The organism is Klebsiella sp. KE9456, assembly GCF_043832615.1.
Lineage (GTDB): Bacteria > Pseudomonadota > Gammaproteobacteria > Enterobacterales > Enterobacteriaceae > Klebsiella > Klebsiella indica.
The window spans coordinates 225,037-250,164 of sequence record NZ_JBDYQK010000005.1; the positions used below are offsets into that span (position 1 = coordinate 225,037).

A 25,128-nucleotide genomic window follows, 5' to 3' on the forward strand; every position below is an offset into this window, starting at 1 on the left:
ACTTAATTTCCTGCCCCGGCCATGCATGTCATACATGATTATGATATATAACTGTCTAAGATGAATGGCAATCCGGAATCAGACAGTGTATCGTTTTCTTGTGGTGTAGCGGCTCACGTCTTACCCGACCGGAAAAATCAGCCATATCATCAAATCAGGTATTCCGCGCAAGCGAAACGCCAACAGGCAATTCCAAAAGAACGCACTTTATCAGCAATCTGCGATATTATATTTCTCTTTTATTTTCGCCAGCTTAACAGGATGTTGACAATGGCTAATCTCTACGCACTTAAAAAATTCGATCTTAATCTTCTGGTGATTTTTGAATGCATTTATCAGCATTTAAGTATCAGTAAAGCAGCTGAAATGCTATTTATTACGCCATCGGCAGTCAGCCAGTCGCTTCAGCGCTTACGCACTCAGCTCAACGATCCGCTGTTTGTTCGCTCTGGCAAAGGCATTATTCCTACAGCGGTCGGTATTAATCTGCACCATCATCTGGAAAAAAATCTTAACCAGATTGAACACACCATCAATATCACCCATCAGCTGCAGTTAAAAAAACGGCTGGTTGTTTATACACCGCAACTTTTTATTACGCAAAAAATAACAAATCTGATTCAGATGTTATTACGTGAATCAAAACTGTGTCTGGAGCATCACGATCTGTTGACATCCGAAGAATCCGTGGAAAATCTGTTAGCCCATCGAAAAGCCGACCTGATATTTAGCCCCGTGCCAGTCTCTTCTCGCGCAATAGTATGCAAGCCCATTCAGACGCTGGAAACGGCTCTCGTGTGTAGCAAAAATCATCCCCGACTGGCATCATTAACCACAACAACAGCCATATGTCGGGAAGGCTTCACGCATCACCTGGCAAATGGTAATGAAAGTAAATTTTTTCAGCGTCTGGCGACGGGGATACATTCTGATATAACAGTATCTTTTAGCAGCGATTCATACATCGCCATCCTTAATGTTATTCAACAAACCGAACTCATTGGTTTTGTACCAACCTGTATTTTACAACAAATAAACTTTAAGAATAAATTTAACATCATCAAGAGCACGTTCAGTATCCCTGACCTCACTATTTATATGATCTACAACCGAATTAAGCTTAATGAACCTATTTTTTCAACGTTTATCAATGACTGCGAAACAAAGCATATTTACTTATAACAAACATAATGTCATTCATCGAACACGTAATAACTTCTCTTCTGGCAGGGAAAAGAATATGACTGATACACAGATCATTCGCAATGCCAGCAAACACAGACAAGCGGCAACGCATTAAGTCTGAACGCCTGGAAGCATTACGCCCGAGCAAATCAGCGGTCCTCGGAGAAAATCCGACGACCGCTAATGCGCTCAGGCGCGATGTGCAGACCCACTACAGGCGGCACAGGCGTTCCGCCGCAGCCAGCAGCGTGGCTGGCTGCTTCGCGAAGCACAGACGTATTAACTTATGTGGGAATGGTCCAGCGCAGAACACCGACAGCGGGATCGCCGCAACGCCGATTTCGGTAGTCAACCAGCGGCAAAAACTCACATCATCCAGATCCGAAATAGCACTATAATCCGCCAGCAAAAAATAAGTCCCTTCACAGGCCAGAACGTTCAGACGACTGTCGCGCAGCGCATCAACAAACAGATCCCGGCGCTCGCGGTAAAACGCCGGCAACTGGCGATAGTGATCCGGTTCGCGACGCAGCATATCGGCAATCGCCAGTTGAGCTGGCGTATTCACCGAAAAAGTCAGGTACTGGTGGACTTTACGCAGTTCGGCGCTAATGGCGGCAGGCGCCACGCAATAACCCACCTTCCAGCCGGTCATATGAAAAGTTTTACCGAACGAAGACACCGCGACCGCGCGCTCACGTAGCTGCGGATGAGCCAGCACGCTGGCATGCCCGTCAGCGGCAAAACAGATATGTTCGTAGACTTCATCGCTAATCACATAAATTTCCCGGTCGGCAATTGCCTGCCACAGGGCGGCGAAATCTTCACGCCGCCACACGGTCGCGGACGGGTTATGCGGAGTATTGAGGATCACCAGCCGGGTTTTGTCGCTAAGCGTCGCGGCGAACTGCTGCCAGTCCACGCGAAAATGGGGTGGCTGAAGAGCAATGCGCTTCAGCACGCCGCCAGACAGTTCAACCGCCGGGGCATAGCTATCATAACTAGGGTCGAAGCAGACAACTTCGTCGCCGGTACGCACCAGCGCGGTGATCGCCGCATACAGCGCTTCTGTCGCTCCTGCGGTCACAGTTACATCGCTGTTGGCATCGGGACGATAGCCGTATAGCTCTTCGGTTTTATCGACAATCGCTTCACGTAATGCGACAACACCGGTCATCGGCGCATACTGGTTCGCGCCCTGTGCGACATGGTAAGCCAGTCGCTCCTGCAAATAGCGTGGACCGTCAAAATCGGGGAACCCCTGCGACAGGTTAATCGCCTGGTGCTGCTGCGCCAGGGCACTCATTTGGGTAAAAATAGTCGTGCCGAGCGAAGGGAGTTTACTCTCAGGAATCAGTGGTTTATTGCTCATTCTTTGTGTACCGTCTGTGATGCTGTTGTTGAAGCCACTATAACACGGTGTTAATATTTGGCAATCAAGACGCTTAGACGTCTAAATGATAATGTTATTTCACTAATGAATGATTGAAAAACAACTATCATCACAACACCATCGTCAGCACGACACACCGCTCACTCTGGAGAACTCATGATCCGCGCTATCGTGACCGATATTGAAGGCACCACCAGCGACATTCGCTTCGTCCACAACATCCTGTTTCCGTACGCCCGCGAACGCCTGGCCCCTTTCGTCACCGCTCAGCAGTTTGTCGAGCCGGTAAAGACCATTCTCGATAACCTGCGCGAAGAGATCGCCGAACCTGCCGCCACGACAGAACGGCTTATTGCTACCCTGTTTGCTTTTATGGATGAAGATCGCAAATCCACTGCCCTGAAGGCGCTGCAGGGCATTATCTGGCGCGAAGGCTATGTCAATGGCGACTTCACCGGACACATTTATCCTGACGTTCTCCCGGCACTGGAAAAGTGGAAATCACAGGGCATTGATTTATATATATATTCATCAGGCTCCGTTGCTGCGCAGAAATTGTTATTTGGCTACAGCGCTGAAGGTGATATGACTCATTTATTCAACGGCTATTTCGATACCCGGGTAGGCGCCAAACGTGACGTGCAGTCCTACCGTAATATTGCTGAACAGCTGGGACATCCTCCTGGCGCCATTCTGTTCCTGTCCGATATCCATCAGGAACTGGATGCCGCAGAAGAGGCTGGTTTCCATACCCTGCAACTGGTACGGGGCGACCGCGATCCAGCCAGCCACCACCCACAGGTTCAGCATTTTGACGACATTCATCCGGAGCAGATCCCAGCATGAGCGCATTAACTATTTTTTCTGTTACAGACCCGCAAAACCACCGCTGGCACAGCAGCGACGCCGCCGAGATCCAGCAGCAGCTCAACGCCAAAGGCGTACGTTTCGAGCGCTGGCAGGCTGACCGCGATTTAGGCCCGGCGCCAACCCCGGAAACGGTGATTGACGCCTACCAACACGCCATTGATAAACTCGTTGCCGAGAAAGGCTATCAAAGCTGGGACGTGATCAGCCTGCGGGCGGATAACCCGCAGAAAGCGGCGCTACGGGAAAAATTCCTGAATGAACATACCCATGGAGAAGACGAAGTGCGTTTCTTCGTTGAGGGAGCCGGTCTCTTCTGCCTGCATATTGGCGATGAAGTTTTCCAGGTACTGTGCGAAAAGAACGATTTAATTTCCGTTCCCGCCCACACGCCGCACTGGTTTGATATGGGTTCAGAGCCTAACTTCACCGCCATTCGCATCTTCGATAACCCGGAAGGCTGGATCGCCCGGTTTACCGGCGACGACATCGCTAACGCCTACCCGCGTCTGGCGTAACGCCGGGATTCCACCGACGGAATCACTCCGCCGGTGGAGAACAATACCGGCTTATTCACCCACATAGCGGCGGCGCATCAGCTCACACTCGAACAGGAATTCCAGTCCTTCCAGTTGACGACGGGCCTCGTTGATATCTTTTCCCCAGCAGGTCAGACCATGACCGCGCAGCAGAAAGCCGTAACGCAACGGGTTGGTTTGCGCATAGTCTTCAATGCGCGCCGCCAGCGCGTCGATATCCTGATCGTTATCGAAAATCGCCACCGGTACGGTATCAAGATGACTGTGCTGACCGGTCAGGGTTTTCTGCATTTCGTAGCCCTGTAGCGACAGGGTGGCGCTTTTTTCAATGCGCGACAGTACGGTCGCATTGACGGTATGAACGTGCAACACAAAATTAGCTTCCGGGAACAAACGGTAGACCAGCGTATGCAGGCCCGTTTCAGCGGAGGGTTTTCGCCCGGAAGGGGCTTTATTGCTGGCGATCTCGACCTGAAGGAAATCTGCCGACGTCAGGCTGCCTTTATCGCGCCCGGACTCGCTGAGCCAGCACCAGGTCTCATCCTGACGCGCCGACATATTGCCGCCGGTGGCCGGTGCCCAGCCTTTCGCTCCGATCCAATGACAGGTGGTGACCAGTTGCGCGACTCTTTCTTGCCACATAGCAGTTCCTCAGTTTAGCGATGTTATATTTAGCCATCTAAATGGCTATTCATCCGATACTAACATCGCCGGACCAACGGAACAATATTTCATAAAAAGCACACATTAATAATGGTTATATCAAAAACACATATCAAATTACTGTTTTTCACAGTGAAGTCACCGTGAATTTTCATGGCGTCAATATTACCGGCTGCAGACAGGTAAAAAAGCGGGAAATTATGTGGTGGAGAGGACACAAAATGCGCCCGCAGAAACCGGGCGCATAAGTGGTTACAGGGCCGTCGCGGCCATATCAATCACAAAGCGGTATTTCACCTCTCCCTTCAACATCCGGCTGAACGCCGCTTCGACGTCCTCGCCGCGAATCATCTCCACGTCGGCGGTAATGTTGTGCTGGCCGCAGAAATCAAGCATCTCCTGAGTCTCCTGAATGCTGCCGATTGAGGTGCCGGTGATGCTCAGACGGCGGAACACCAGCGGCGTCACGTCCGGCGACGGATGCGGGCTATCGGGGATCCCCACCAGCACCAGACGACCGTTGGTTTTCAGGGTCGCCAGATACGGATCAAGGTCATGTGGCGCAGCGACGCAGTCAAGAATGATATCAAGGCTGGCAACACAGGCCGCCATCTGCTCGCTATCGCGGGAAACCACTACCCTGCTCGCGCCCAGACGCCGCGCGTCTTCGCCTTTTTCCGGCGAGGTCGTAAACAGCGTCACCTCCGCGCCCAGCGCGCTGGCCAACTTAACCGCCATATGCCCCAACCCGCCAAGACCAATTACTCCGACGCAGTCCCCCGGCTTCACACCGAAGTGGCGCAGCGGCGACCAGACGGTAACGCCCGCGCACAGCAGCGGCGCGACGCCAGGCAGATCGAGATTCTCCGGCACGCGCACCACAAAGCGCTGGTCAACCACGATATTCTGCGCGTAGCCGCCGCGAGTCAGCTCACCCGTATAGCGATCTTTACCGTTATACGTTGGCGTAAAGCCCGCGTCGCAATACTGCTCTTCATGCTGTTGGCAGAACGCGCAATGACCGCAGGAGTCGACCATTACGCCAACCCCGACCAGTTGACCGGGCGTAAAGCGCGTTACCGCTTTTCCGCTTTGCCGGACCCGGCCAACGATTTCGTGACCCGGCACCAGCGGATACTGGCTGACGCCCCATTCGTTGCGCGCCATATGCAGGTCGGAGTGGCATACGCCGCAGTAGAGAATATCGATCAGCACATCGTTATCCTGGACATCGCGCAGGGAAATCTCCCCTACCCGCAGCGGCTGGTCGGCGGCGGTCGCCATCATTCCACGAATCTTCATCTTTACCTCAGATCTGGCTATAAAAGGGGCGCACACTATAGACACATGGCTTCCATATTGGTAGTAGTTACCATTTGGTTACCATAAAGAAAGGGAGCGAAAATGCCGGTTATCGTCGATGGCAAACTCTGTTTTTATGCCGATTCCGCCCCGCGACGGCTGATGGATCTTTTTTCCGTAAAATGGTCTTCCATGGTGCTGCACGCCCTGTGGCACTGGCCGAATCATCGCTGCCGCACCGCTGAACTACAGCGCAGCCTGCAGGGCATTTCCAAAAAGATGCTGATCCAGACTCTGCGCGAACTGGAGATGCGCGGGCTGATTAGCCGCCATGTATATCCTGTCGTGCCGCCAAAAGTGGAATATGAGCTGACCGGTTTGGGCAAAACCTTCGCCTGGCCCATCGAGCAGATGTATCAGTGGGGGCTGGAAAACCAGGCCGCGCTTGATGCGATGGAAGAACATTACCGGGCAGCGATGGAGAACGGCACCTCGTCCTGAAAACACGCTCATCTGCGGCTCTCGCCGGGCGATAAGGCGCCTGATGCGGGTCTGAACGGAACGGGCGGCTAATCAAAACCGACGAAGACAAAACCGGGTTCTGTTGCAGATTGCTGACAACGCCTTCTTCTGAAATTGCCCGGCGTCGCGTTTAGCCGCTTTACTGTTATCAATTGCGGCTGTCGATAACCCCGAACGACAGCCGCTTCACGCTTTAATCCCTTCTCAGGCTCTTTCTGGCGCGAACGCCCCGGCCGCCACCTGCTGCGGGGTCACCACGCCGCTATCCAGCACCCAGCCGCTAATCAGCGTCGCAGGCGTGACGTCAAATGCCGGATTGTAGACTTCGGCCTCTTTCGGCGCCCACTGAACCGCGCCGAAACTGCCGGCGACGCCGGTGACTTCCGCTGCCGCTCGCTGTTCAATGGGAATGGCAGCGCCGTTCGGACAATGGCGATCAAGGGTGGTCTGCGGCGCAGCGACGTAAAACGGGATCTGGTGATACTTTGCCAGTACCGCCAGCGAATAGGTGCCGATTTTATTCGCCACATCACCATTGGCGGCGATACGGTCAGCACCGACCCACACCGCGTCAACCTCTCCCCGAGCCATCAGGCTGGCGGCCATCGAATCGGTAATCAGCCGATACGGTACGCCCAGTTCCCCCAGTTCCCAGGCAGTCAGCCGCCCGCCCTGTAACAGAGGCCGGGTTTCATCCACCCACACGTTCGCCACTTTCCCCTGCTGATGCGCCAGCGCTATCACCCCCAGCGCGGTCCCCACTCCCGCCGTCGCCAGACCGCCGGTATTGCAGTGGGTTAACAGGCGGCTGCCCGGTGTCACCAGCGCGCTACCCGCCTCCGCAATGCGGGCGCAAAGTTGTTTATCTTCCTCGATCAGGCGCAGCGCTTCCACTTCCAGCGCCTGAGGATAGTTATCTTCCGCCAGCGTCAGCTTCATGCGGTCAAGATTATTCATCAGGTTCACCGCCGTCGGACGCGCGGCGCGCAGCGTCTCCAGCGCCCCGGACAGCTCATCGCGGCTCAGCCCACGCTGAGCCAGCAGCGCCAGCAGCAGGCTGGCGGAGAGGCCAATCAGCGGCGCGCCGCGCACCCGCAGCGCAAGAATGTGATCCACCAGAAGGGGAACGCTATCCGCCGCCAGCCAGCGCTTTTCCTGCGGCAGGGCCTGCTGGTCAAGAATAAACAACTGATTTTCGCTCACCCGCAGGCTGGTGGTCTGTAGTCTCTGCATTTAGTTAAATCCCTGTTGCGTTGTTGTATCACATTGTGTCAGGATGGAATCCAGAAGTATAGACGTCTGAATGGCTTAATCAGAATTTTGAGGATCGAGGTAATGTCGCAATACCATACTTTCACAGCCAGCGATGCGGTGGCTTACGCCCAACAATTTGGCGGACTCGAGAACCCGTCAGAACTGGTGTCCGCACAGGAAGTGGGCGACGGCAACCTTAACCTGGTGTTTAAAATTTTTGATACGCAGGGCGTTAGCCGGATTATTGTTAAGCAGGCCCTGCCCTACGTGCGCTGCGTGGGGGAATCCTGGCCGCTGACCCTCGACCGCGCCCGTCTTGAGGCGCAAACCCTGGTCGCCCACTATCAGCACTGCCCGCAGCACACAGTGCACATTGTGCATTTTGATCCCGAACTGGCGGTCATGGTGATGGAAGATCTCTCCGATCACCGCATCTGGCGCGGTGAGTTGATTAACAACGTGTACTACCCGCTCGCCGCCAGCCAACTGGGAGAATATCTGGCCCGGGTGTTGTTCCATACCAGCGACTTTTATCTGCATCCGCATCAGAAAAAAGCCCTGGTGGCGCAATTTATCAATCCGGAAATGTGCGAAATCACCGAAGACCTGTTCTTTAACGACCCGTATCAGGTTCACGAGCGCAATAACTATCCGTCCGCGCTGGAAGCCGACGTTGCCGCCCTGCGTGATGACGCGCAGCTCAAACTGGCCGTTGCCGCGCTGAAGCACCGTTTCTTCTCCCATGCCGAAGCGCTGCTGCACGGCGATATTCACAGCGGATCGATTTTCGTCGCCGAGGGCAGCTTTAAAGCTATCGACGCCGAGTTCGGTTATTTCGGCCCCATGGGCTTCGATATCGGCACCGCCATCGGCAATCTGCTGCTCAATTATTGCGGTCTGCCGGGGCATCTGGGCATTCGCGATGCCGCCGCCGCCCGCGAACAGCGCCTCAGCGATATTCAGCAATTCTGGAATACCTTCGCCGAACGTTTCCAGGCGCTGGCGGCGGAGAAAACCCACGACGCAGCGCTGGCTTATCCCGGCTATGCCTCCGCGTTTCTGAAAAACGTGTGGGCCGATGCGATTGGCTTCTGCGGAACCGAGCTGATTCGCCGCAGCGTCGGGCTGTCCCACGTTGCCGATATCGACACGATTCAGGACGAAGCCATGCGCCACGAATGTCTGCGCCACGCCATCGCCCTGGGTAAAACGCTGATTGTGATTGCCGGGCGAATCGACAGTGTCGAAGAGCTGATCGCCCGCATTCGTCAGCACGGTTGACGCGTTATCTGCCGGGCGGCGCCTGACGCCTTGCCCGGCCTACAGTCCGGGCGTTTACCCACCGGGTAATCACTGCGCCGCCCGGCAAAAAGCTACCCCAGATACTCAATCACCGACAGTCCGCCATTATAGTCGGTGCTGTAGATAATCCCCTGCGCATCGACAAACACGTCGCAGGACTGGATCACCCGCGGACGCCCGGGGCGGGTATCCATCATTTTCGCTGGCGCGGCGGGCACCAGCGCCCCGGTTTCCACCGGTCGATAAGGATTGGAAATATCGTAAGCACGCACTCCCGCATTCTGGTAAGTGGCAAAAATCAGCGTTGAGCTAATAAAGCTGCCAGGGCGGTTCTCATGCAGATTATGCGGGCCGAAATGCGCCCCTTTCGCCACATAGTCCGTCTCATCCGGCTGCGGGAAGGTGGAGATACTCACCGGGTTCGCCGGGTCGCGAATATCAAACAACCAGATCAGTTTCTCGCCGTCCTGCTGGTTATCCAGCACCGCCTCATCAAGCACCACCAGCAGATCCCGGTCCGGCAGCGGCAACGCGGTGTGCGTGCCGCCGCCAAACGGCGGGCTCCAGTTACGGTGACTAATCAGCTTCGGCTGAGTGCGATCTTTAATATCAAGCAGCGTCAGACCGCCATCGCGCCAGCTACCGTAGGCGGTATCCCCGGCGATAATCGCGTGGTGCAGCGCGTAGCGCTTACCTTCCGGCCACTGCGGGGTTTCGCCCGCCGCCTGATTCATTCCCGGCAGCCACCAGCGTCCGGCGACTTCCGGCTTGCGTGGGTCGGCCAGATCGATAGTCAGGAAGATGTAGTCGCTAAAACCGTCGATCAGCGCGGAAACGTAGGCCCAGCGTCCGCCGACGTACCAGATCCGATGAATACCGATCCCGTTCAGCGACAGAAAGCTGATTTCGCGCGGTGTATCCGGGGTCGAAATATCAAAAATCCGCAGCCCGGCGCGCCAGCCCCGATCCTGTACATCGCTGACCGTCTCGCCCACCGAGCGGGTGTAGTAAACCTTCTCATCGGCAAAGCGCGTATCGGCAAAAAGATCCCTTGCGTTGATCACCAGCAGTAGATCGTCGTGCGCCTGTAAATGGACGTTCCAGGTACCCGGCGGCGCGGCGATATAATTGACCGTGCGCGGATTTTTAGGATCGCGCACGTCCACCACTGAAAACCCCTGCGACACCATATGGCCAATATAGGCAAAGCCACGGTGCACCATCAACTGAACGCCGTCCGGACGTCCCCCCTGATCGCTGTGCCCAATCAGCCGCATATTACGGCTATATTCGGGACATGGTAATTCAGTCACCTTAAGCTCCTTTTGCCGGATGGCGGCTGCGCCTTATCCGGCCAACAATATCACTGGCCCGGTAAGCGCAGCGCCTGCGGGATTACTTGTTTTTTGCTTCCAGCGTAGCAAACCACGGGGCGACAAAATCTTCAGTCTGGCCCCAGCCCGGAATAATTTTCCCCAGCGAGGCGACGTTGACCGCCCCAGGTTGCGCCGCCAGCAGCGCCTGCGGAATCGCCGCCGCTTTAAAGTCGTAGGTCGCCGGGGTCACTTCACCGGCAATCTTATTGGCGATCAGGCGCACGTTAGTGGCGCCGATAAGCTTCGGATCCACCGCCACGCTCACTTTCCACGGGCTGCCGGGTTCGCGCATCAGTTGCAGATCCTGGTTGGAAATATCAATGCTGTAGAGTTTGATCTCAGTGCGACCATTCTCTTTCAGCGCCTTATAAGCGCCCTGGCTGAAAGCATCCCAGGTTCCCCAGATGGCATCAATTTTGCCTTTCGGGTATTTGGCTAAGATCGCGCCGACTTTGTTGGCGGTATCGCCCTGCACATCGGAAGAGACGGCGCCGATGGATTCCAGCTCCTTAATGCCGGGATTTTGTTTAAGCAGCGTCTGATAAGCGGCCTGACGACGCTCCATCGGCGGGAAACCTGCGACCCACAGTTTGATGATATTGGCTTTGCCGTGGAAATCTTTCACCAGTTGGCCAAACGAGAGTTCCGTCAGGGAAGCATCATCCTGCTGAGTCACGGTCACGCCAGGGATCTCGCCATTGATCGCAGTATCAAAGACCGATACTTTAATCCCGGCATCCACGGCTTTTTTCACCAGCGCGGTAGCATAGGGATCGCGTGCCTGAGAAAGAATAATGCCGTCATATTTCTGGCTGATGGCCTGGTTTACGAAATCCTGAAATTTGGCATCATCGCCATTGCTGAGGAAGGTGCTGATTTTAAAACCGAGCTTTTTCCCCTCCTGAATCGCTCCGGCGACAAACTGAGTGGTGTTATCGTCGGAACCGAGGTTACGGATCACCGCAATACGAATCGGGCCGTGATGTTCGGCAATCGCCGCCGGAACTGGCGCTGGCGTTTCAGCAAAGGCCGCCGCAGAATTAAACAACCCTAATGCGATGAGTGAAAGCGTTATCTTTTTCATAGTGTTTGCCCTGTAAAATGTTAGGTGCGGCGCTGAAAATAAGTCAGTGCAAGCGCGCCAGCCAGCACCAGCCCTTTAATAATGTCCATTGCGTAATACGGCACCGAGAGCATCACCAGACCATTGGAGAGCACGCCCAAAATCACCGCGCCTACCAGCGTCCCGAGGGCGTTCGGCTTACCGCTACCGGCCAGCGAGAAGCCGATCCATGCCGCCGCCACCGCATCCATCAGGTAGCCGCTACCGGCGTTGACCTGCGATGATCCAATGCGCGAGGCCAGAAGAATGCCGCCGAGCCCGGCCAGCAGAGACGCGATCACATAAGCCGCCACTTTGTAACGGGTGATCCGCAGGCCGGAGAGACGCGCCGCTTCCGGGTTGCCGCCAATGGCGTACATCCGCCGCCCGTGGGTAGTGAAAGAGAGCGCTAGCTGGGCGATGACGGTCACCACCAGCATAATGATGACAATCGTCGGCACCTGTCCCAGCAAACCGAACGCGGCTGGAATAGTGCCCTCTGCCATATCCCCGCTCGGCAGCACCATGTTTTCGGTGATCGACCCGCCATAGCTATAGGTCATCGCCACGCCCTGAATCACGAACAGACTGGCAAGCGTCGCCAGCATGTCGGGAATACGCAGGATCACAATCAGAAACGCGTTAAACAGCCCCACAAGAGTACAGAGTGCCAGGGTGACAACAATTGCCTCGGTGGCGCCAAAGCCGTGCCAGACAAAGAGTGAGATGACCAGCGCATTAGCCAGCGAGGCGGTTGAGCCCACCGAAAGATCAAAACCGCCGACCGTCAGCGAGATCGACACGCCGATGGCAATCACCGTCACAATAGCAATGGAGCGCAGGATATTGATAATGTTAAACGGGTCAAGGAAGTTGTCCGATGCCAGGCCAAAAACGGCAATCAGCAACACCACGGTCAGCAGCATGCCCCATTTGTAGAGAAAATCGAAAAATCGCTGACGGCCTGATACCGCCGCGTTAACTGTCAGGGCCTTGCTCACGCTGCTGCTCCTCCGGTGGAGTAATAAAGAATGTTCTCTTCCCGGGCCTCATCGCCCGGAATTTCTGCAACGATGCGCCCGTCCCACAGCACGCAGATGCGATCGCACAGGCCAACCAGTTCGGCGAATTCGCCCGAGGCGTAAATCACCCCTTTGCCTTCCCGCGCCAGACCATCAATCAGATTGAACAAATCCGTTTTCGCTTTCACATCAACGCCTTTGGTCGGCTCATCGAAAATCAGCACATTGGCGTTGCCGCGCAGCCATTTGCCGATCGCCACTTTCTGCTGATTGCCGCCGGAGAGACGTCGCAGGGTCTGCGCCGGTCCGGAAGTGCGGATCCCCACGCGGGCGATCACCTCTTCCGCCCAGCGCCAGGCCTGACGATGACCAAACAGGCTCCAGCGGGAGAAGCTGTTATCGGCGCTGACCGCCAGATTCATCGCCACCGGCTCTTCGATAAAGATCCCCTCTTTGCGCCGCTCTTCCGGCACCAGCGCCAGGCCGCGAGCCACCGAATCCGCTGGATCGCGTGGTCGCCACGGCTGGTTATTGAGTTCCCCGCGCGTCAGGCGACATTTGCTGGCGCCAAACAGCGCCTTACACAGTTCGGTTTTCCCGGCGCCCGCCAGCCCGGCAATGCCGAGAATTTCCCCTTTACGCAAACGCAGCGAGATCCCCTGTAGCAGCTTTTCGTCATGCAGACCGTCGATCTGCAACAGCACCTCATCGCTATGCGGGGGACGCTTCGGCGGGAAGATATCGCGGAGTTCATGGCCGAGCATCTTCTCGACGATCTGTTCGCCGCTCAGTTCAGCCATCGGCCCGCTCTCAACCAGGCAACCATCGCGCAACACCGTCAGGGTGTCGCAAATCGCTTTTAACTCATGAATGCGGTGTGAGATAAACACCACGCCAATACCCTGCTGCTGCAGGCGGCGAACCACCGCAAACAGGCGCTCGCTTTCGTTTTGGTCCAGCGGCGCAGTAGGCTCGTCAAGAATCAGAAAGCGGCAATGGTGAGACAGGGCGCGGGCCAGCAGGATTTGCTGTTTTTCCGCCAGCGAACAGCTCTCGATTGAACGCCGCACGTCAAGGGTGACGTCAAGTTGAGTCAGCGCCTCGCGCGCCAGCTGGCGCAGTCGCCCCCAGCGAAAGGCGATACCCGGCTCCGCCAGCCGGTCGAGCATAATGTTTTCCGCAATGCTCAGCCCTGGCACCAGCGCAACATCGACCTCCTGCTGCACCAGATGAATGCCGAGCTGTTTGGCATCGCGCGGCGAACGAATGCTTACCGGCTGATTGTTGATAATCACCTCACCTTCATAGTGGGCGTGCGTACCACATAGCACCGCCATCAGCGTGGATTTACCCGCGCCGTTGGCTCCGGTCAGCGCATGTACTGAACCGCCCTTCAGCGTGAAAGAGACGTTACTCAGCGCCCGAAAGCCGGAAAAAGCCAGGCTAATGTTTTGCATCTCAAGGCGATTGCCGGTCATCTCCTGTACCCTGTCGATTAATCTTCTGATTTAACGAATTTTTCATAGCTGCCCTTGACTGACAAATGCATAAAAGGCATAAGATAAAACGAAATATTATTAGCCATCCGGATGTCCAGACATAACATCAGGTTAGCGAAACAGAATAAGGACAACATTTATGTGTCATAGCGATATCCGCGTGGTCCCCGGCCCCGCCAACTACTACTCCCATCCCGGCAGCCTTACCCGATTACATGATTTTTACAGCGCAGAGCAGCTTTCACGCGCGGTGTGGGTTTATGGCGAGCGGGCTATCGCTGGCGCGCAGGCTTTCCTCCCGGATACCTTTAACGCAGTCGGTGCGAAAAAAATCTTATTTAAAGGGCATTGCAGCGAAAGCGATGTCAGCAAACTGGCCTGCGAGGCCGGCGACGATCGCTCAGTGGTAATTGGCGTCGGCGGCGGCGCGCTGCTGGATACCGCCAAAGCGCTGGCCCGCCGCCTCGGTCTGCCGGTGGTGGCGATCCCCACCATCGCCGCCACCTGCGCGGCGTGGACGCCGCTGTCGGTGTGGTACAACGATGCCGGTCAGGCGCTGCAATTCGAAATCTTTGACGACGCCAACTTCCTTGTTCTGATGGAGCCGCAGATTATCCTCAACGCGCCGGCGGAGTATCTGCTGGCGGGGATCGGCGATACGCTGGCGAAATGGTATGAAGCGGTGGTACTGGCCCCGCAGCCGGAAACGCTGCCGCTCACCGTGCGCCTCGGCATTAATGGCGCGCTGGCAATCCGCGATGTGCTGCTGGAAAGCAGCGAAACCGCGCTGGCCGACCAGCAGCGCGGTGAACTCACGCAGACTTTCCGCGATGTGGTGGATGCGATTATCGCTGGCGGCGGTATGGTCGGCGGCTTAGGCGAGCGCTATACCCGCGTCGCCGCCGCCCATGCGGTGCATAACGGCCTGACGGTACTGCCGCAGACGGAAAAGTATCTCCACGGCACCAAAGTCGCCTACGGCATTCTGGTGCAGAGCGCCCTGCTCGGTCAGGACGACGTGCTGGCACAGCTGGTGCAGGCGTATCAGCGCTTTAATCTGCCAACTACGCTGGCCGCGCTGGAAGTCGATATCAACAATCGTGAAGATCTGGATAAGGTGATTGCCCATACCCTGCGCCCGGTGGAGTCCATCCATTTTCTGCCGGTTGCGCTGAACGCCGAAACCCTGCGCGCCGCGTTTGAAAAAGTTGAGCGTTTCGCCGGTTAACTGCGTTGTTATACACGCCTCTGCCGCCCGGCGGAGGCGCTCGAATGCCCCCCCGTAAAGACAATGCCGTTCACTTAAGCAAATCATCGGCGTTGTCTTCGGTTTTATTTGCCAGCGGCAATCGCATTATCGGTGGTTTAAACGAAAATCTAATTCGGTTGATTCACTAACTGAGCTGATACGGGCTGAAATATAAAGGATATGACTTTTTTATGACTTTCAGCCTCTGAAAAGCCACTGACGAATAACGGACTCACCGCATGGGGGTTGGGCGCATCAAGGAAACCTGGCGGGAACGCAGGCGCGCATCCAGGACTGGCCGCCAGGACGGCGGCCAGAGGGCGGGTCGAGACAGGGACGTCGAGTCCCGCCCGGTCCGCCAGATGAAGCCGGAGTGGAGCGGACCGCGTAGCGGCAGGTTTTCAGCGCCATGCCGGGGGTGCAGGGGGACGGGCGAAACGTCCCCCTGCCCGTTCACACGCTGTGGATATAACGAATATCCGCGAATTTATCGTGAACGGAACAGGCCGCTGAATCAAATGGGTGAAAACGATGAATACGCCATGTTCGCCATAACCACCGATTAACAGAACCGCTCAGCCAGCCATAAACACAACTGACCGCCCTTAACTGATCCGCATTACCCATAAAGAGGATGTATCCGTCTTCGTGAACGCCGCAAGCGGTCGTTGGGCTGCGCGTTAAGGCGCGAACCGCACAGTCTGACGGGCCCGGATAAGCGGCAAGTCATGCAGAAGCGTGGCCTAACGCTTCCAGCCTAGCAGCACTTCGCACCGCCTTTTCCACCGTAGCGCGCATCCTGACGTTCGCGGAAAAATTCCTCGTAAGTCATTGGTGTCTGCTCAGGATGTGTCGCACGAATATGTGCGACATAGTTGTCGTAATCCGGCACGCCGATCATCATTTTCGCCGCCTGACCTAAATATTTTCCCGCTTTCGAAAGGGTATCAAACATTTTCAACTCTCATAATCGCCCTCCTTCTCACAAAGAGGGCGATAAAGTCACGCCTTAGTGGGCACGTTTAACCTGAGTCACCAGGTTATCTGCATCAGCAGGCATCGCCTGGTAAGGGGTCTCTTTCGCCGTCGGTTTGTCCTCTTTCAGCGCCGCCAGCGCGGTCTTAATGGAGAACAGCGCCAGCACCACAACCACTACCATAAAGAAGATGGTCAGACCGGCATCCAGACGGTTGTTAAACACCAGTTGCGCCAGTTGCGATTCACTGTACTGTGACGGGATATTACCGCTATCGATCATCGCCTGAAACTTATTAGCTATCGCCAGGAACCCGACTTTAGTATCGGGACTGAAGGATTTCTGCCAGCCCGCCGTCAGGGTACAAATCAGCAGCCAGGCGGTCGGCAACAGCGCCACCCACGCATAGCGCTGGCGTTTCATCTTAAACAGTACCACCGCACAGAGCATCAGCGCCATCCCTGCCAGCATCTGGTTGGCGATACCAAACAGCGGCCACAGGGTATTGATACCGCCGAGCGGGTCAACGACGCCCTGATGCAGGAAGTATCCCCACGCCAGCACGCACAGCGCCGTCGCCAGCAGGTTGGCTGGCAGGGAGCTGGTTTGCTTCAATCCGGGGCTGATTACGCCCAGCAGGTCCTGGAGCATAAAGCGCGCCGCCCGCGTTCCCGCATCCACCGCCGTCAGGATAAACAGCGCCTCGAACAGAATCGCGAAGTGATACCAGAACGAGACGTCCATCAGGCCGCCCAACGCACCGTGCAGAATATAGGCCATCCCCACCGCCAGGGTCGGCGCGCCGCCCGCACGGGAAATGATCGACTGTTCACCCACTTCGTTGGCTATCTGGTGGAGCGTATCCGGCGTCACCGTAAAGCCCCAACCGCTTACCACCTGCGCCGCCGATGCCACCACATCGACCACACCTGCCGGCGCCAGCACCGCCATCGGACTGTTCATCGCAAAGTAGACGCCCGGATCAATAACACAGGCCGCCACCAGCGCCATAATCGCCACGAAGGACTCCATCAGCATGCCGCCATAGCCGATAAAGCAGGCTTGCCCTTCATTGGCCAGCATTTTCGGCGTGGTGCCGGAAGAGATCAGGGCATGGAAGCCGGACACCGCGCCGCAGGCAATGGTAATAAACAGGAACGGGAACAGATCGCCGCTCCACACCGGGCCGGTACCGTCGATAAACTTAGTCAGCGCGGGCATGGTCAGGGTCGGGCGCATAATCAGGATACCAATCGCCAGCCCCACGATGGTGCCGATTTTCAGGAAAGTAGAGAGGTAGTCCCGCGGAGCCAGCAGCAGCCACACCGGCAGCACAGCGGCAATAAAGCCGTAACCCACCAGAATCCAGGTTAACTGCACGCCGGTATAATCAAACCACGGCGCCCAGGTGGGGCTTTCCGCCACCCAGCCGCCGGAAATGATGGCGAATACCAGCATCACCAGGCCAATCACCGACACCTCGCCAATGCGGCCGGGACGCAGATAGCGAATATAAATACCCATGAAAATCGCCAGCGGAATGGTGAAGGCCACGGTGTAGGTTCCCCACGGGCTGTGGGTCAGCGCTTTCACCACGATCATCGCCAGCACCGCGAGGATAATCACCATAATCATAAAACAGGCCACCAGCGCCAGTACACCAGCGGCCGGGCCCATCTCTTCTTTCACCAGTTCGCCGAGCGAACGCCCGTCGCGACGGGTGGAAACGAACAGCACCATAAAGTCCTGTACCGCCCCGGCCAACACGACGCCGGCGAGAAGCCAGATCATCCCCGGCAGGTAGCCCATTTGCGCCGCCAGCACCGGGCCAACCAGCGGCCCCGCTCCGGCAATAGCCGCAAAATGGTGACCGAACAGCACTTTTTTATCGGTCGGCACATAGTCGAGGCCATCATTGTGACGCACCGCCGGGGTCATCCGCGTCGGGTCGACCGACAGCACATTGTTGGCGATATACAGTCCATAGAAACGATAGGCGATCAGATAAACGCAGACTGCCGCGACGACAATCCATAGCGCGTTGATCTGTTCACCCCGGTTTAGCGCGATATAGCCAAGGGCAAAGGCTCCGATAACGGAGAGCAGTGTCCAGATGAGGTATTTCCCTGAATTATTCATCATTGTATTCCACAGGTAGGATAAGCAGGATGTTACAATTTGTTTCTAGAACACAATGCGGATTCTAACAACTCTGAAACGATACAGATGTCGCCTGGCGGCAAGGATTTATCTCACATTGCAAGCGAGATCACTTCTGGCAGGAAAATAAATGAAAATGGTTATCGATAACGCTTCCCGGATCGCGGTTACGTCCCTGAGGCCGCATTACGGTTACGTTCCCCGTCAGGATACGACCTAACGGGGAAAAGGATACCTCAGCCAAGTACCATCGTGCCCAGGCGACAGGTGCAGCAGCGCCTTCCTCTTTCGTCGAAGATGGTGATTTCCCAGCTCTGGCCCTGACGTCCCAGGTGCAGCGGTCGGCATTCGCCGCGGACTTTGCCGCTGGAGACCGCCCGGTGATGGGTGGCGTTGAGTTCGGTTCCCACCACGCACTGGCCCTCTTCGGTCATCAGCCATCCCGCCATGGAACCCAGCGTCTCCGCCAGCGCCGCCGACGCACCGCCGTGCAGCAGGCCAAACGGCTGATGAGTACGCGCATCAACCGGCATTTCCGCCTCCAGCACGCCCTCCTCCAGGCGGGTATAAACGATCCCCAGATGCGCCACCATGGTATTTGCGCTGGTAGCGTTGAGCTCATCCAGCGTCATTTGACGTTTCCAGGCCATTTACGCCCCCAGCGTGGAGCCGCCGTCCACCACGATATCCTGCAGCGTGATATGGCTTGCGTGATCGGAAGCGAGGAACAGGATAGTATCCGCAATCTCCTGCGGGCGGGCAATTTTCCCCAGCGGAATACCCAGCTTAAACTGTTCGCCGAAGCCGCGAATCCGCTGCTGTTCAGCATCTTCGCTGACCCACAGCGTCCGCTGCATATCGGTGTCCGTCGATCCAGGCGAAACCACATTACAGCGCACGCCGCTGCCCGCCAGCTCCAGGCCGACGGTCAGCGCCAGGCTCTTCAGCGCCGCTTTCGATGCGCCGTAAGCGCTCATACCGATGCGCGGGGTATGCGCGGCGTCGGAGGCCACAGTGACGATCGCGCCGCCTTTCTGGCGACGAAACTGCGCCATCGTCTGCTGGAACAGATTAAACGCTCCGCCGACGTTGACCGCGAAAGTCTGCTGCCACTCTTCCAGAGTCAGCGTATCGGTCGCCCCCATCCGCAAAATTCCCGCCGCATTAACCAGTACATCAAGCCGCTCAACGCTCTCCAGCAGACGGCCGCACACCTGCGCCACCTGCTGCGCGTCGGCAACGTTCAGCGTCTCGGTGGCGAACGGATAGCTCTCGCCGTCAAACGCCAGATCAAATCCCGTCACCGTTGCGCCAGCGTCAACAAACGCCAGCGCCGTGGCGTAGCCGATGCCTTTGCCTGCTCCGGTAACCCACACGGTCTGACCGTGAAAATCCAGTCCGGCCATTATTTCACCTCACGAGAAAGCAGCGCCCACCAGGCATCGATGGTCGGGTTTTTCGCCAGCACCACGAAATCGATATCGCCATGAACCTTACGCCAGCGGGCGGCCAGCGCCATCATACGCACCGAATCCAGACCGTAATCGATAAGGTTTTCATCGTCCAGTGGCTCATCGGATTCATCCAGCAGCGGCAGCACCAGCGCGCGCAGCGCGGCTTTAGACGCGGGCAACGGCAGCAGTTCTTCGGTCATCACCACGCGGCCACTACGTCCGGCGACATATTTCAGCGCCATCAGGTGCTCTTCACGGCTAAAGTCGGCCAGCGCATCGGCAACGAAGAACGGTTTAATGTCGCGCATAAACGCATCGGTCGCGGTCGTCATACAGCCAATATGCGCATAAACACCGGTGATGATGAGTTGATCGCGCCCCATCTCTTTCAGCATCTCTTCCAGCGGCGAGCGATGGAACGCGCTATAGCGCCACTTCACCAGTACGGTGTCGTGCTCATCCGGTGCAAGAGCGGCGATAACCTGCTGCTGTTCCGGCGAGCGGGTCAGACCCGGCCCCCACATATCGTTGAGCAGCGCGCGATCTTCATCGCTCTGATCTTTCGGCTGCGCGGTGTAAAAGACCGGAATAGCGTTCTGTCTGCAGAAATCGCGCAATGCGGCGATATTGGCCACCACTTTTTCCATCATCGCGCTATTCTCGCCCCAGAAATTGAGGAAATACTCCTGCATATCGTGGATTAACAGCGCGGCGCGGGACGGCTCAAATGCCCAGTTCACTTTGTTCGCCGGGATATCGCTGGCTTCCGGCAGCGCGTAAGCCTGTAATTGAGGAATTGCCATTCTGTCTTCTCCTTCAGCCCAGCTTGCGTTCAGCCAGCCACTGACGTAATTGTTTTTTATCGACTTTGCCCACCGGCGTTAGCGGCAGCGCATCAACGCACTCCACGCGGTCGGGAAGTTTAAATTCGGCGACCCCTTGTTCGCGCAGGAAACGGCGTACCGCCACCGCGCGCAGAGGTTCGCTCACTACCAGATACGCACAGCTCTTTTCACCCAGCAGGCTGTCTTCCATGCTCACCAGCGCGGCGTGGATCACCGCAGGATGACGCAGCAGCAGGTTCTCGATCTCTTCCGCTGCGATCTTTTCACCGCCGCGGTTGATCTGATCTTTTTCCCGCCCCTGCACGGTGATATAGCCATCTTCATCGATCGAAATCAGATCGCCAGAACAGTAGAAACCGTTAGCATCAAAGGCTTCGGTATTATGCTGCGGGCTCTTGTAATAGCCGCGGAAGGTGTATGGGCCACGGGTCATCAGACGCCCCACTTCGCCGCGCGGCAGCGGATTACCGTCAGCGTCCGCCACCCACACTTCATCGTCCGGGCACATTGGGCAGCCCTGGGTATTGATAATCCGCTCCAGGCTATCGTTAAGACGGGTGTAGTTCACCAGCCCCTCGGCCATACCAAAGACCTGCTGAAGCTGACAGCCAATTTCCGCCGGGATACGGGCGGCGAGCGTCGCGGACAGGCGCGCTCCGCCAACCTGCAGCAGTTGTAGCGATTGCAACTGAGAGTTGCTGCCCGCGCTATGGATCTCCTGAAGCCACAGGCTTACCGCCGGGGGAACCAGCGAGGTTACGTTGATTTGGTGTTTTTCAATCAGCGGAAAGCATAACGTCGCGCTCGGATCGTGGGCCAGTACCACCACGCCGCCGGCAAGAAACACGCCTAACGACCCCGGCGAACTCATGGCGTAGTTATGCGCAGCGGGAAGCGCATTCAGATAGCGTGTTTCGGCGCTAATCCCGCAAAGTTCATTACTGCGGCGAATGCTGTAGTCGTAATCGTTATGGGTGCGGGGAATAAGCTTCGGCGTACCGGTACTGCCGCCGGAAAGCTGGAAAAACGCCACTTCATCGGCCGGTGTCGGATTGGCGATAAAGTTGTCAGCCGGACGCGCAATGGCCGCCGTCAGGCTCTGCTCTCCGCTGTCGTTCAGCAGCAACACGGCACGCACCGACGCGTGTTGGGCAATGAAAGCGTTAAGAAACGTATCATCCGCAAACAGCGCATGTTGGCGATCGGCAATCAACAAAGCCGGTGCAATCTGCGCGGCGTAGGCGTTCAGCTCGCTACGCTGATGGCTGAACAGCGCGTTAACCGGCGCGACGCCGATACGCAGCAGCGCAAAAAATGTAATGTAGAATTCCGCGACATTCCCCAGATGCACCAGCGCCGTTTCGCCGCGCCGGAGGCCCTGACGCTGTAACGAGGCGCCGAGATTATCCACCAGACGATTAAATTCACGATAGCTGTAGCGCCTGTCACCATCAATAATGGCGGTGGCGTCGTTTTCCGCATGTCGGGTAATCAGGTTAGTGAGCGGCAAATCCTGCCAGTAGCCTTTTTGCCGGTAGCGGGCCGCGAAATCTTCCGGCCAGCGATTAAATTCGATCATCATAGTCCCTTATTATTGCAAGCCGAATACATTCAGCATGGTGGTCAATTTGACGCCGGTTTCCCGCCATTCGCCCAAAGGTGAAGAGGCAGGAACGATACCGGCGCCCGCAAACAGCCGTAGCGTGCGCTGATGCAGGCGAGCGCAGCGGATCGTCACCACCCACTCGCCGTTGCCTTCGTCATCGCACCAGCCGACGATACCGCCAAACAGCTGGCGTTCGAACGGCTCCAGCTCGCTAATCAGGCGCTTAGCCACCTGATGCGGGAAGCCGCTGAGGGCTGGCGTCGGGTGCAGCAGGCAGGCCAGCGACATGGCATTCTCTTTTCCCTGAGCGGTACCCTGAATCTGCGTTCCCAGATGCCACAAGGTCGGCGTGGAGATCAGTTGCGGAGAATCCGGCAGAGAGAGCGCGCTGCTGCGCGGGGCTAATAGCGTTTTCATCGCCTGAACAACCAGTTCATGCTCATGACGATCTTTTTCTGATGCCATCAGCTTGCCCCCCGCTTCACGATCCAGAACATCATCCGGCTGACGCCTGGCCGAACCGGCCAGCGGCAGAGAGCTAAAATGCGCACCTTCTTGACGCAGCAGCAGTTCCGGACTGGCTCCTAACAGCACACCGCCATCTGATAACGGCACATGGAAGTTAAAACTGGCCGGATTCTGGGCAATCAGGCGCTCCAGCAGTACGCCGCTATCAACCCGTTCCTGAGTGGTGATATCGATCAAACGCGACAGGACCACCTTATCCACTTCCGGCGTCGCGGTCAGCGCTGCCGCGCGTTCAACCATCGCCATAAATGTATCCTGCTCAGGGATCTCCTGGCGCTGAACAATATCCACCATTGGCGCTTGCCCCGACTCAAAACGTGCGGAGCGCTGTTTTTCAGTACGGGAGAATGCCTCCCAACTTGCGGGAATAAACAGCTCGGATGGCTCATTTGTATCAAACGGGATCGCACCGACCATCACGGGTTCAGCGATCCCGTTAGCCCGCGCGGCTTTAAAAGCGGCGGCCATTTTTTGCTGGAATTCGCCGTTGAGATTATCGCCATCAGCGGCAGGATGCGAAAATCGACTAAAGCAGCCAGATGTTCTGAAACTGCGATACGGCGACATAAAGAAGAAGCTTTCCGGCGGCAGGGTCATTTTTTTCTCCCGAACATCCTCAGCCAAAGACGTTTCCATATATACCCGTCATACTCTACGTTGCAGATGCGTTCGCTACGGCGCCCCGGTGCATTATTGAGACTTGCCCTCTTGCAGATACTTACCGGCGTAATTTCCCGGGAATACGGTCTCTCTGCAGGGCGCCATCAGCGGTCGTTCAAATTCGGCTCTGCCGAATTTGTCGCCACGTGACTCGACCTGAAGGATTCTCCCCTTCGGGAGCGCGCAAACGTGGTTTAAAGCGGTTAACCATTGTGCCCTGAAACTCGCATGATTTAGGGTATAACCCTCAAAAAAAATGATAAAAAGGATTACGAATAATTATCATTTATATTTTGGTTCGCTAACCTAAAAGGTATTGCTCTACATGTCAACCTGCAGATAGCATGTTGTGCTGCTTACACAGGGCCCCACACAGCACAACGCTGAAAACCAGCAGCATTTATCACAACTTAATCAGGATGCGAATTCGTGAATTTCTCCACCTTTTGCCGCCATATTCTCCTCGCCAGCGGGCTGGCATTTTTAGGAATTAGTTCAGTGCTGGCTGCGGACTGGCCGCGTCAGATTACCGACAGTCGCGGGACGCATACGCTGGAAAGCCAGCCGCTGCGCATTGTCTCCACCAGCGTGACATTAACCGGTTCGCTGCTGGCGATTGACGCGCCGGTAGTCGCCAGTGGCGCCACGACGCCAAATAACCGCGTCGCCGACGATCAGGGGTTTCTGCGTCAGTGGAGCGAAGTGGCAAAAGCGCGCAAGCTATCGCGGCTCTATATTGGCGAGCCAAGCGCCGAAGCGGTCGCCGCCCAAATGCCGGATCTGATTCTGATTAGCGCCACCGGCGGCGACTCAGCGATAGCGCTCTACGATCAACTGTCGACGATTTCCCCGACGCTTATCATCAACTACGACGATAAGAGCTGGCAGGCGCTGCTGACCGAACTGGGGCAGATTACGGGCCATGAAAAACAGGCCGCTGAACGGATTGCTGAATTTGATAAAAAGCTGGCGGCACTTAAAGAGAAGATGACGCTGCCGCCACAACCGGTCACTGCGCTGGTCTACACCGCCGCCGCCCATAGCGCCAATATCTGGACGAAAGAGTCTGCCCAGGGGCAAATGCTCGAACAATTGGGTTTCACGCTCGCAACCCTACCTACGGGGCTGCACGCCAGCCACAGCCAGGGGAAGCGTCATGATATTGTGCAACTGGGCGGTGAGAATTTAGCCGCCGGGCTGAACGGCCAGAGTCTGTTCCTGTTCGCTGGCGATCAAAAAGATGCTGATGCGATTTACGCTAATCCCCTGCTGTCACATCTGCCGGCGGTAGCAGGCAAGCGCGTTTATCCACTGGGGACGGAAACCTTCCGCCTCGACTACTATAGCGCCCTGCTGGTGCTACAGCGTTTGTCGGCGCTTTTCGGTTAACGGGTCATCGGCGTGGTCGGCGGCGGCGTTTGTCAACAGCAATCACTTTTCGGTGGTTCTGGCGAAAATGGCATTTTTCGTTTTCACCCATTCAGATTCCGTGGACTATTCCGTTCACTATAAATACGCGGATATTCGTTATATCCACAGCGTGTGAACGGGCAGGGGGACGTTTCGCCCGTCCCCCTGCACCCCCGGCATTGCGCTGAAAACCTGCCGCTGCGCGGTCCGCTCC

The 25,128-nt window shown here is 56.5% G+C and carries 22 protein-coding genes; 7 read left to right on the forward strand and 15 right to left on the reverse strand.

Annotated features, from left to right (window positions below):
* Positions 1 to 270 precede the first annotated feature (270 nt).
* Complete coding sequence (locus tag ABK821_RS07410) at positions 271 to 1,182, forward strand: LysR family transcriptional regulator (RefSeq protein WP_138360722.1); 912 nt, start codon at positions 271 to 273, stop codon at positions 1,180 to 1,182.
* A 214-nt stretch (positions 1,183 to 1,396) separates the two neighbouring features.
* Here ABK821_RS07410 and ABK821_RS07415 read toward each other — a convergent pair whose 3' ends face one another.
* A complete protein-coding gene (locus ABK821_RS07415) occupies positions 1,397 to 2,542 on the reverse strand; it encodes a pyridoxal phosphate-dependent aminotransferase (RefSeq protein ID WP_171034862.1) in 1,146 nt (381 codons plus the stop codon).
* 192 nt (positions 2,543 to 2,734) lie between these two features.
* On the opposite strand from ABK821_RS07415, the gene mtnC reads away from it, so the two are divergent.
* Complete coding sequence (mtnC, locus tag ABK821_RS07420; RefSeq protein ID WP_138360724.1) at positions 2,735 to 3,424, forward strand: acireductone synthase; 690 nt, start codon at positions 2,735 to 2,737, stop codon at positions 3,422 to 3,424.
* Positions 3,421 to 3,963, forward strand: coding sequence for an acireductone dioxygenase (locus ABK821_RS07425; RefSeq protein ID WP_343177915.1), 543 nt, complete (start codon positions 3,421 to 3,423; stop codon positions 3,961 to 3,963). The genes mtnC and ABK821_RS07425 overlap by 4 nt, the downstream gene beginning before the upstream one ends.
* Before the next feature lie 51 nt (positions 3,964 to 4,014).
* Here ABK821_RS07425 and ABK821_RS07430 read toward each other — a convergent pair whose 3' ends face one another.
* Positions 4,015 to 4,626, reverse strand: coding sequence for a methylthioribulose 1-phosphate dehydratase (locus ABK821_RS07430; protein WP_138360726.1), 612 nt, complete (start codon positions 4,624 to 4,626; stop codon positions 4,015 to 4,017).
* A 273-nt stretch (positions 4,627 to 4,899) separates the two neighbouring features.
* Entirely contained in the window at positions 4,900 to 5,949 is a 1,050-nt protein-coding gene (locus tag ABK821_RS07435) for an NAD(P)-dependent alcohol dehydrogenase (protein WP_138360727.1), read from the reverse strand.
* 102 nt (positions 5,950 to 6,051) lie between these two features.
* Between ABK821_RS07435 and ABK821_RS07440 the strand changes: the two genes are divergently transcribed.
* Entirely contained in the window at positions 6,052 to 6,450 is a 399-nt protein-coding gene (locus ABK821_RS07440) for a helix-turn-helix domain-containing protein (RefSeq protein WP_138360728.1), read from the forward strand.
* A gap of 225 nt (positions 6,451 to 6,675) precedes the next feature.
* Here ABK821_RS07440 and mtnA read toward each other — a convergent pair whose 3' ends face one another.
* Complete coding sequence (mtnA, locus tag ABK821_RS07445; RefSeq protein WP_138360729.1) at positions 6,676 to 7,704, reverse strand: S-methyl-5-thioribose-1-phosphate isomerase; 1,029 nt, start codon at positions 7,702 to 7,704, stop codon at positions 6,676 to 6,678.
* Between the two features lie 102 nt (positions 7,705 to 7,806).
* On the opposite strand from mtnA, the gene mtnK reads away from it, so the two are divergent.
* The gene (mtnK, locus tag ABK821_RS07450) at positions 7,807 to 9,006 is read left to right on the forward strand and encodes an S-methyl-5-thioribose kinase (RefSeq protein WP_138360730.1); all 1,200 of its coding nucleotides are present in this window, start codon (positions 7,807 to 7,809) and stop codon (positions 9,004 to 9,006) included.
* Between the two features lie 92 nt (positions 9,007 to 9,098).
* On the opposite strand, the gene ABK821_RS07455 is transcribed toward mtnK, so the two are convergent.
* The 4 genes from ABK821_RS07455 to ABK821_RS07470 form a co-directional block, all read right to left on the reverse strand.
* Positions 9,099 to 10,340 carry an LVIVD repeat-containing protein gene (locus tag ABK821_RS07455; RefSeq protein WP_142501685.1) on the reverse strand — a complete coding sequence of 414 codons (1,242 nt, stop codon included), beginning with the start codon at positions 10,338 to 10,340 and terminating at the stop codon, positions 9,099 to 9,101.
* 82 nt (positions 10,341 to 10,422) lie between these two features.
* A complete protein-coding gene (locus tag ABK821_RS07460; protein WP_138360732.1) occupies positions 10,423 to 11,487 on the reverse strand; it encodes a sugar ABC transporter substrate-binding protein in 1,065 nt (354 codons plus the stop codon).
* Positions 11,488 to 11,507: 20 nt separating this feature from the next.
* Positions 11,508 to 12,506, reverse strand: a complete 999-nt coding sequence (locus ABK821_RS07465) for an ABC transporter permease (protein ID WP_138360733.1) — start codon at positions 12,504 to 12,506, stop codon at positions 11,508 to 11,510.
* Complete coding sequence (locus tag ABK821_RS07470; RefSeq protein WP_308560916.1) at positions 12,503 to 14,005, reverse strand: sugar ABC transporter ATP-binding protein; 1,503 nt, start codon at positions 14,003 to 14,005, stop codon at positions 12,503 to 12,505. Before ABK821_RS07470 ends, ABK821_RS07465 begins: the two co-directional genes overlap by 4 nt.
* Positions 14,006 to 14,165: 160 nt before the next feature.
* Here ABK821_RS07470 and ABK821_RS07475 point away from each other — a divergent pair, with 160 nt between their 5' ends.
* The gene (locus tag ABK821_RS07475) at positions 14,166 to 15,254 is read left to right on the forward strand and encodes an oxidoreductase (protein ID WP_343177916.1); all 1,089 of its coding nucleotides are present in this window, start codon (positions 14,166 to 14,168) and stop codon (positions 15,252 to 15,254) included.
* A gap of 778 nt (positions 15,255 to 16,032) precedes the next feature.
* Here ABK821_RS07475 and ABK821_RS07480 read toward each other — a convergent pair.
* From ABK821_RS07480 to entC, 7 genes are all read right to left on the reverse strand, one after another.
* The gene (locus ABK821_RS07480) at positions 16,033 to 16,230 is read right to left on the reverse strand and encodes a YbdD/YjiX family protein (RefSeq protein ID WP_138360022.1); all 198 of its coding nucleotides are present in this window, start codon (positions 16,228 to 16,230) and stop codon (positions 16,033 to 16,035) included.
* Positions 16,231 to 16,284: 54 nt separating this feature from the next.
* Positions 16,285 to 18,390, reverse strand: a complete 2,106-nt coding sequence (gene cstA, locus ABK821_RS07485; protein WP_142501878.1) for a pyruvate/proton symporter CstA — start codon at positions 18,388 to 18,390, stop codon at positions 16,285 to 16,287.
* A gap of 257 nt (positions 18,391 to 18,647) precedes the next feature.
* Complete coding sequence (gene entH, locus ABK821_RS07490; protein WP_138360023.1) at positions 18,648 to 19,061, reverse strand: proofreading thioesterase EntH; 414 nt, start codon at positions 19,059 to 19,061, stop codon at positions 18,648 to 18,650.
* Positions 19,062 to 19,817, reverse strand: coding sequence for a 2,3-dihydro-2,3-dihydroxybenzoate dehydrogenase EntA (gene entA, locus ABK821_RS07495; RefSeq protein ID WP_138360024.1), 756 nt, complete (start codon positions 19,815 to 19,817; stop codon positions 19,062 to 19,064).
* The gene (gene entB, locus ABK821_RS07500) at positions 19,817 to 20,668 is read right to left on the reverse strand and encodes an enterobactin biosynthesis bifunctional isochorismatase/aryl carrier protein EntB (protein WP_343179191.1); all 852 of its coding nucleotides are present in this window, start codon (positions 20,666 to 20,668) and stop codon (positions 19,817 to 19,819) included. The genes entA and entB overlap by 1 nt, the downstream gene beginning before the upstream one ends.
* Positions 20,669 to 20,681: 13 nt before the next feature.
* Complete coding sequence (entE, locus tag ABK821_RS07505) at positions 20,682 to 22,289, reverse strand: (2,3-dihydroxybenzoyl)adenylate synthase EntE (protein WP_142501879.1); 1,608 nt, start codon at positions 22,287 to 22,289, stop codon at positions 20,682 to 20,684.
* A gap of 12 nt (positions 22,290 to 22,301) precedes the next feature.
* The gene (gene entC / locus ABK821_RS07510) at positions 22,302 to 23,480 is read right to left on the reverse strand and encodes an isochorismate synthase EntC (RefSeq protein WP_343179192.1); all 1,179 of its coding nucleotides are present in this window, start codon (positions 23,478 to 23,480) and stop codon (positions 22,302 to 22,304) included.
* 453 nt (positions 23,481 to 23,933) lie between these two features.
* Here entC and fepB point away from each other — a divergent pair, with 453 nt between their 5' ends.
* On the forward strand, positions 23,934 to 24,893 hold the full coding sequence (fepB, locus tag ABK821_RS07515) for a Fe2+-enterobactin ABC transporter substrate-binding protein (RefSeq protein WP_343179194.1): 960 nt from the start codon (positions 23,934 to 23,936) through the stop codon (positions 24,891 to 24,893).
* Positions 24,894 to 25,128 lie beyond the last annotated feature (235 nt).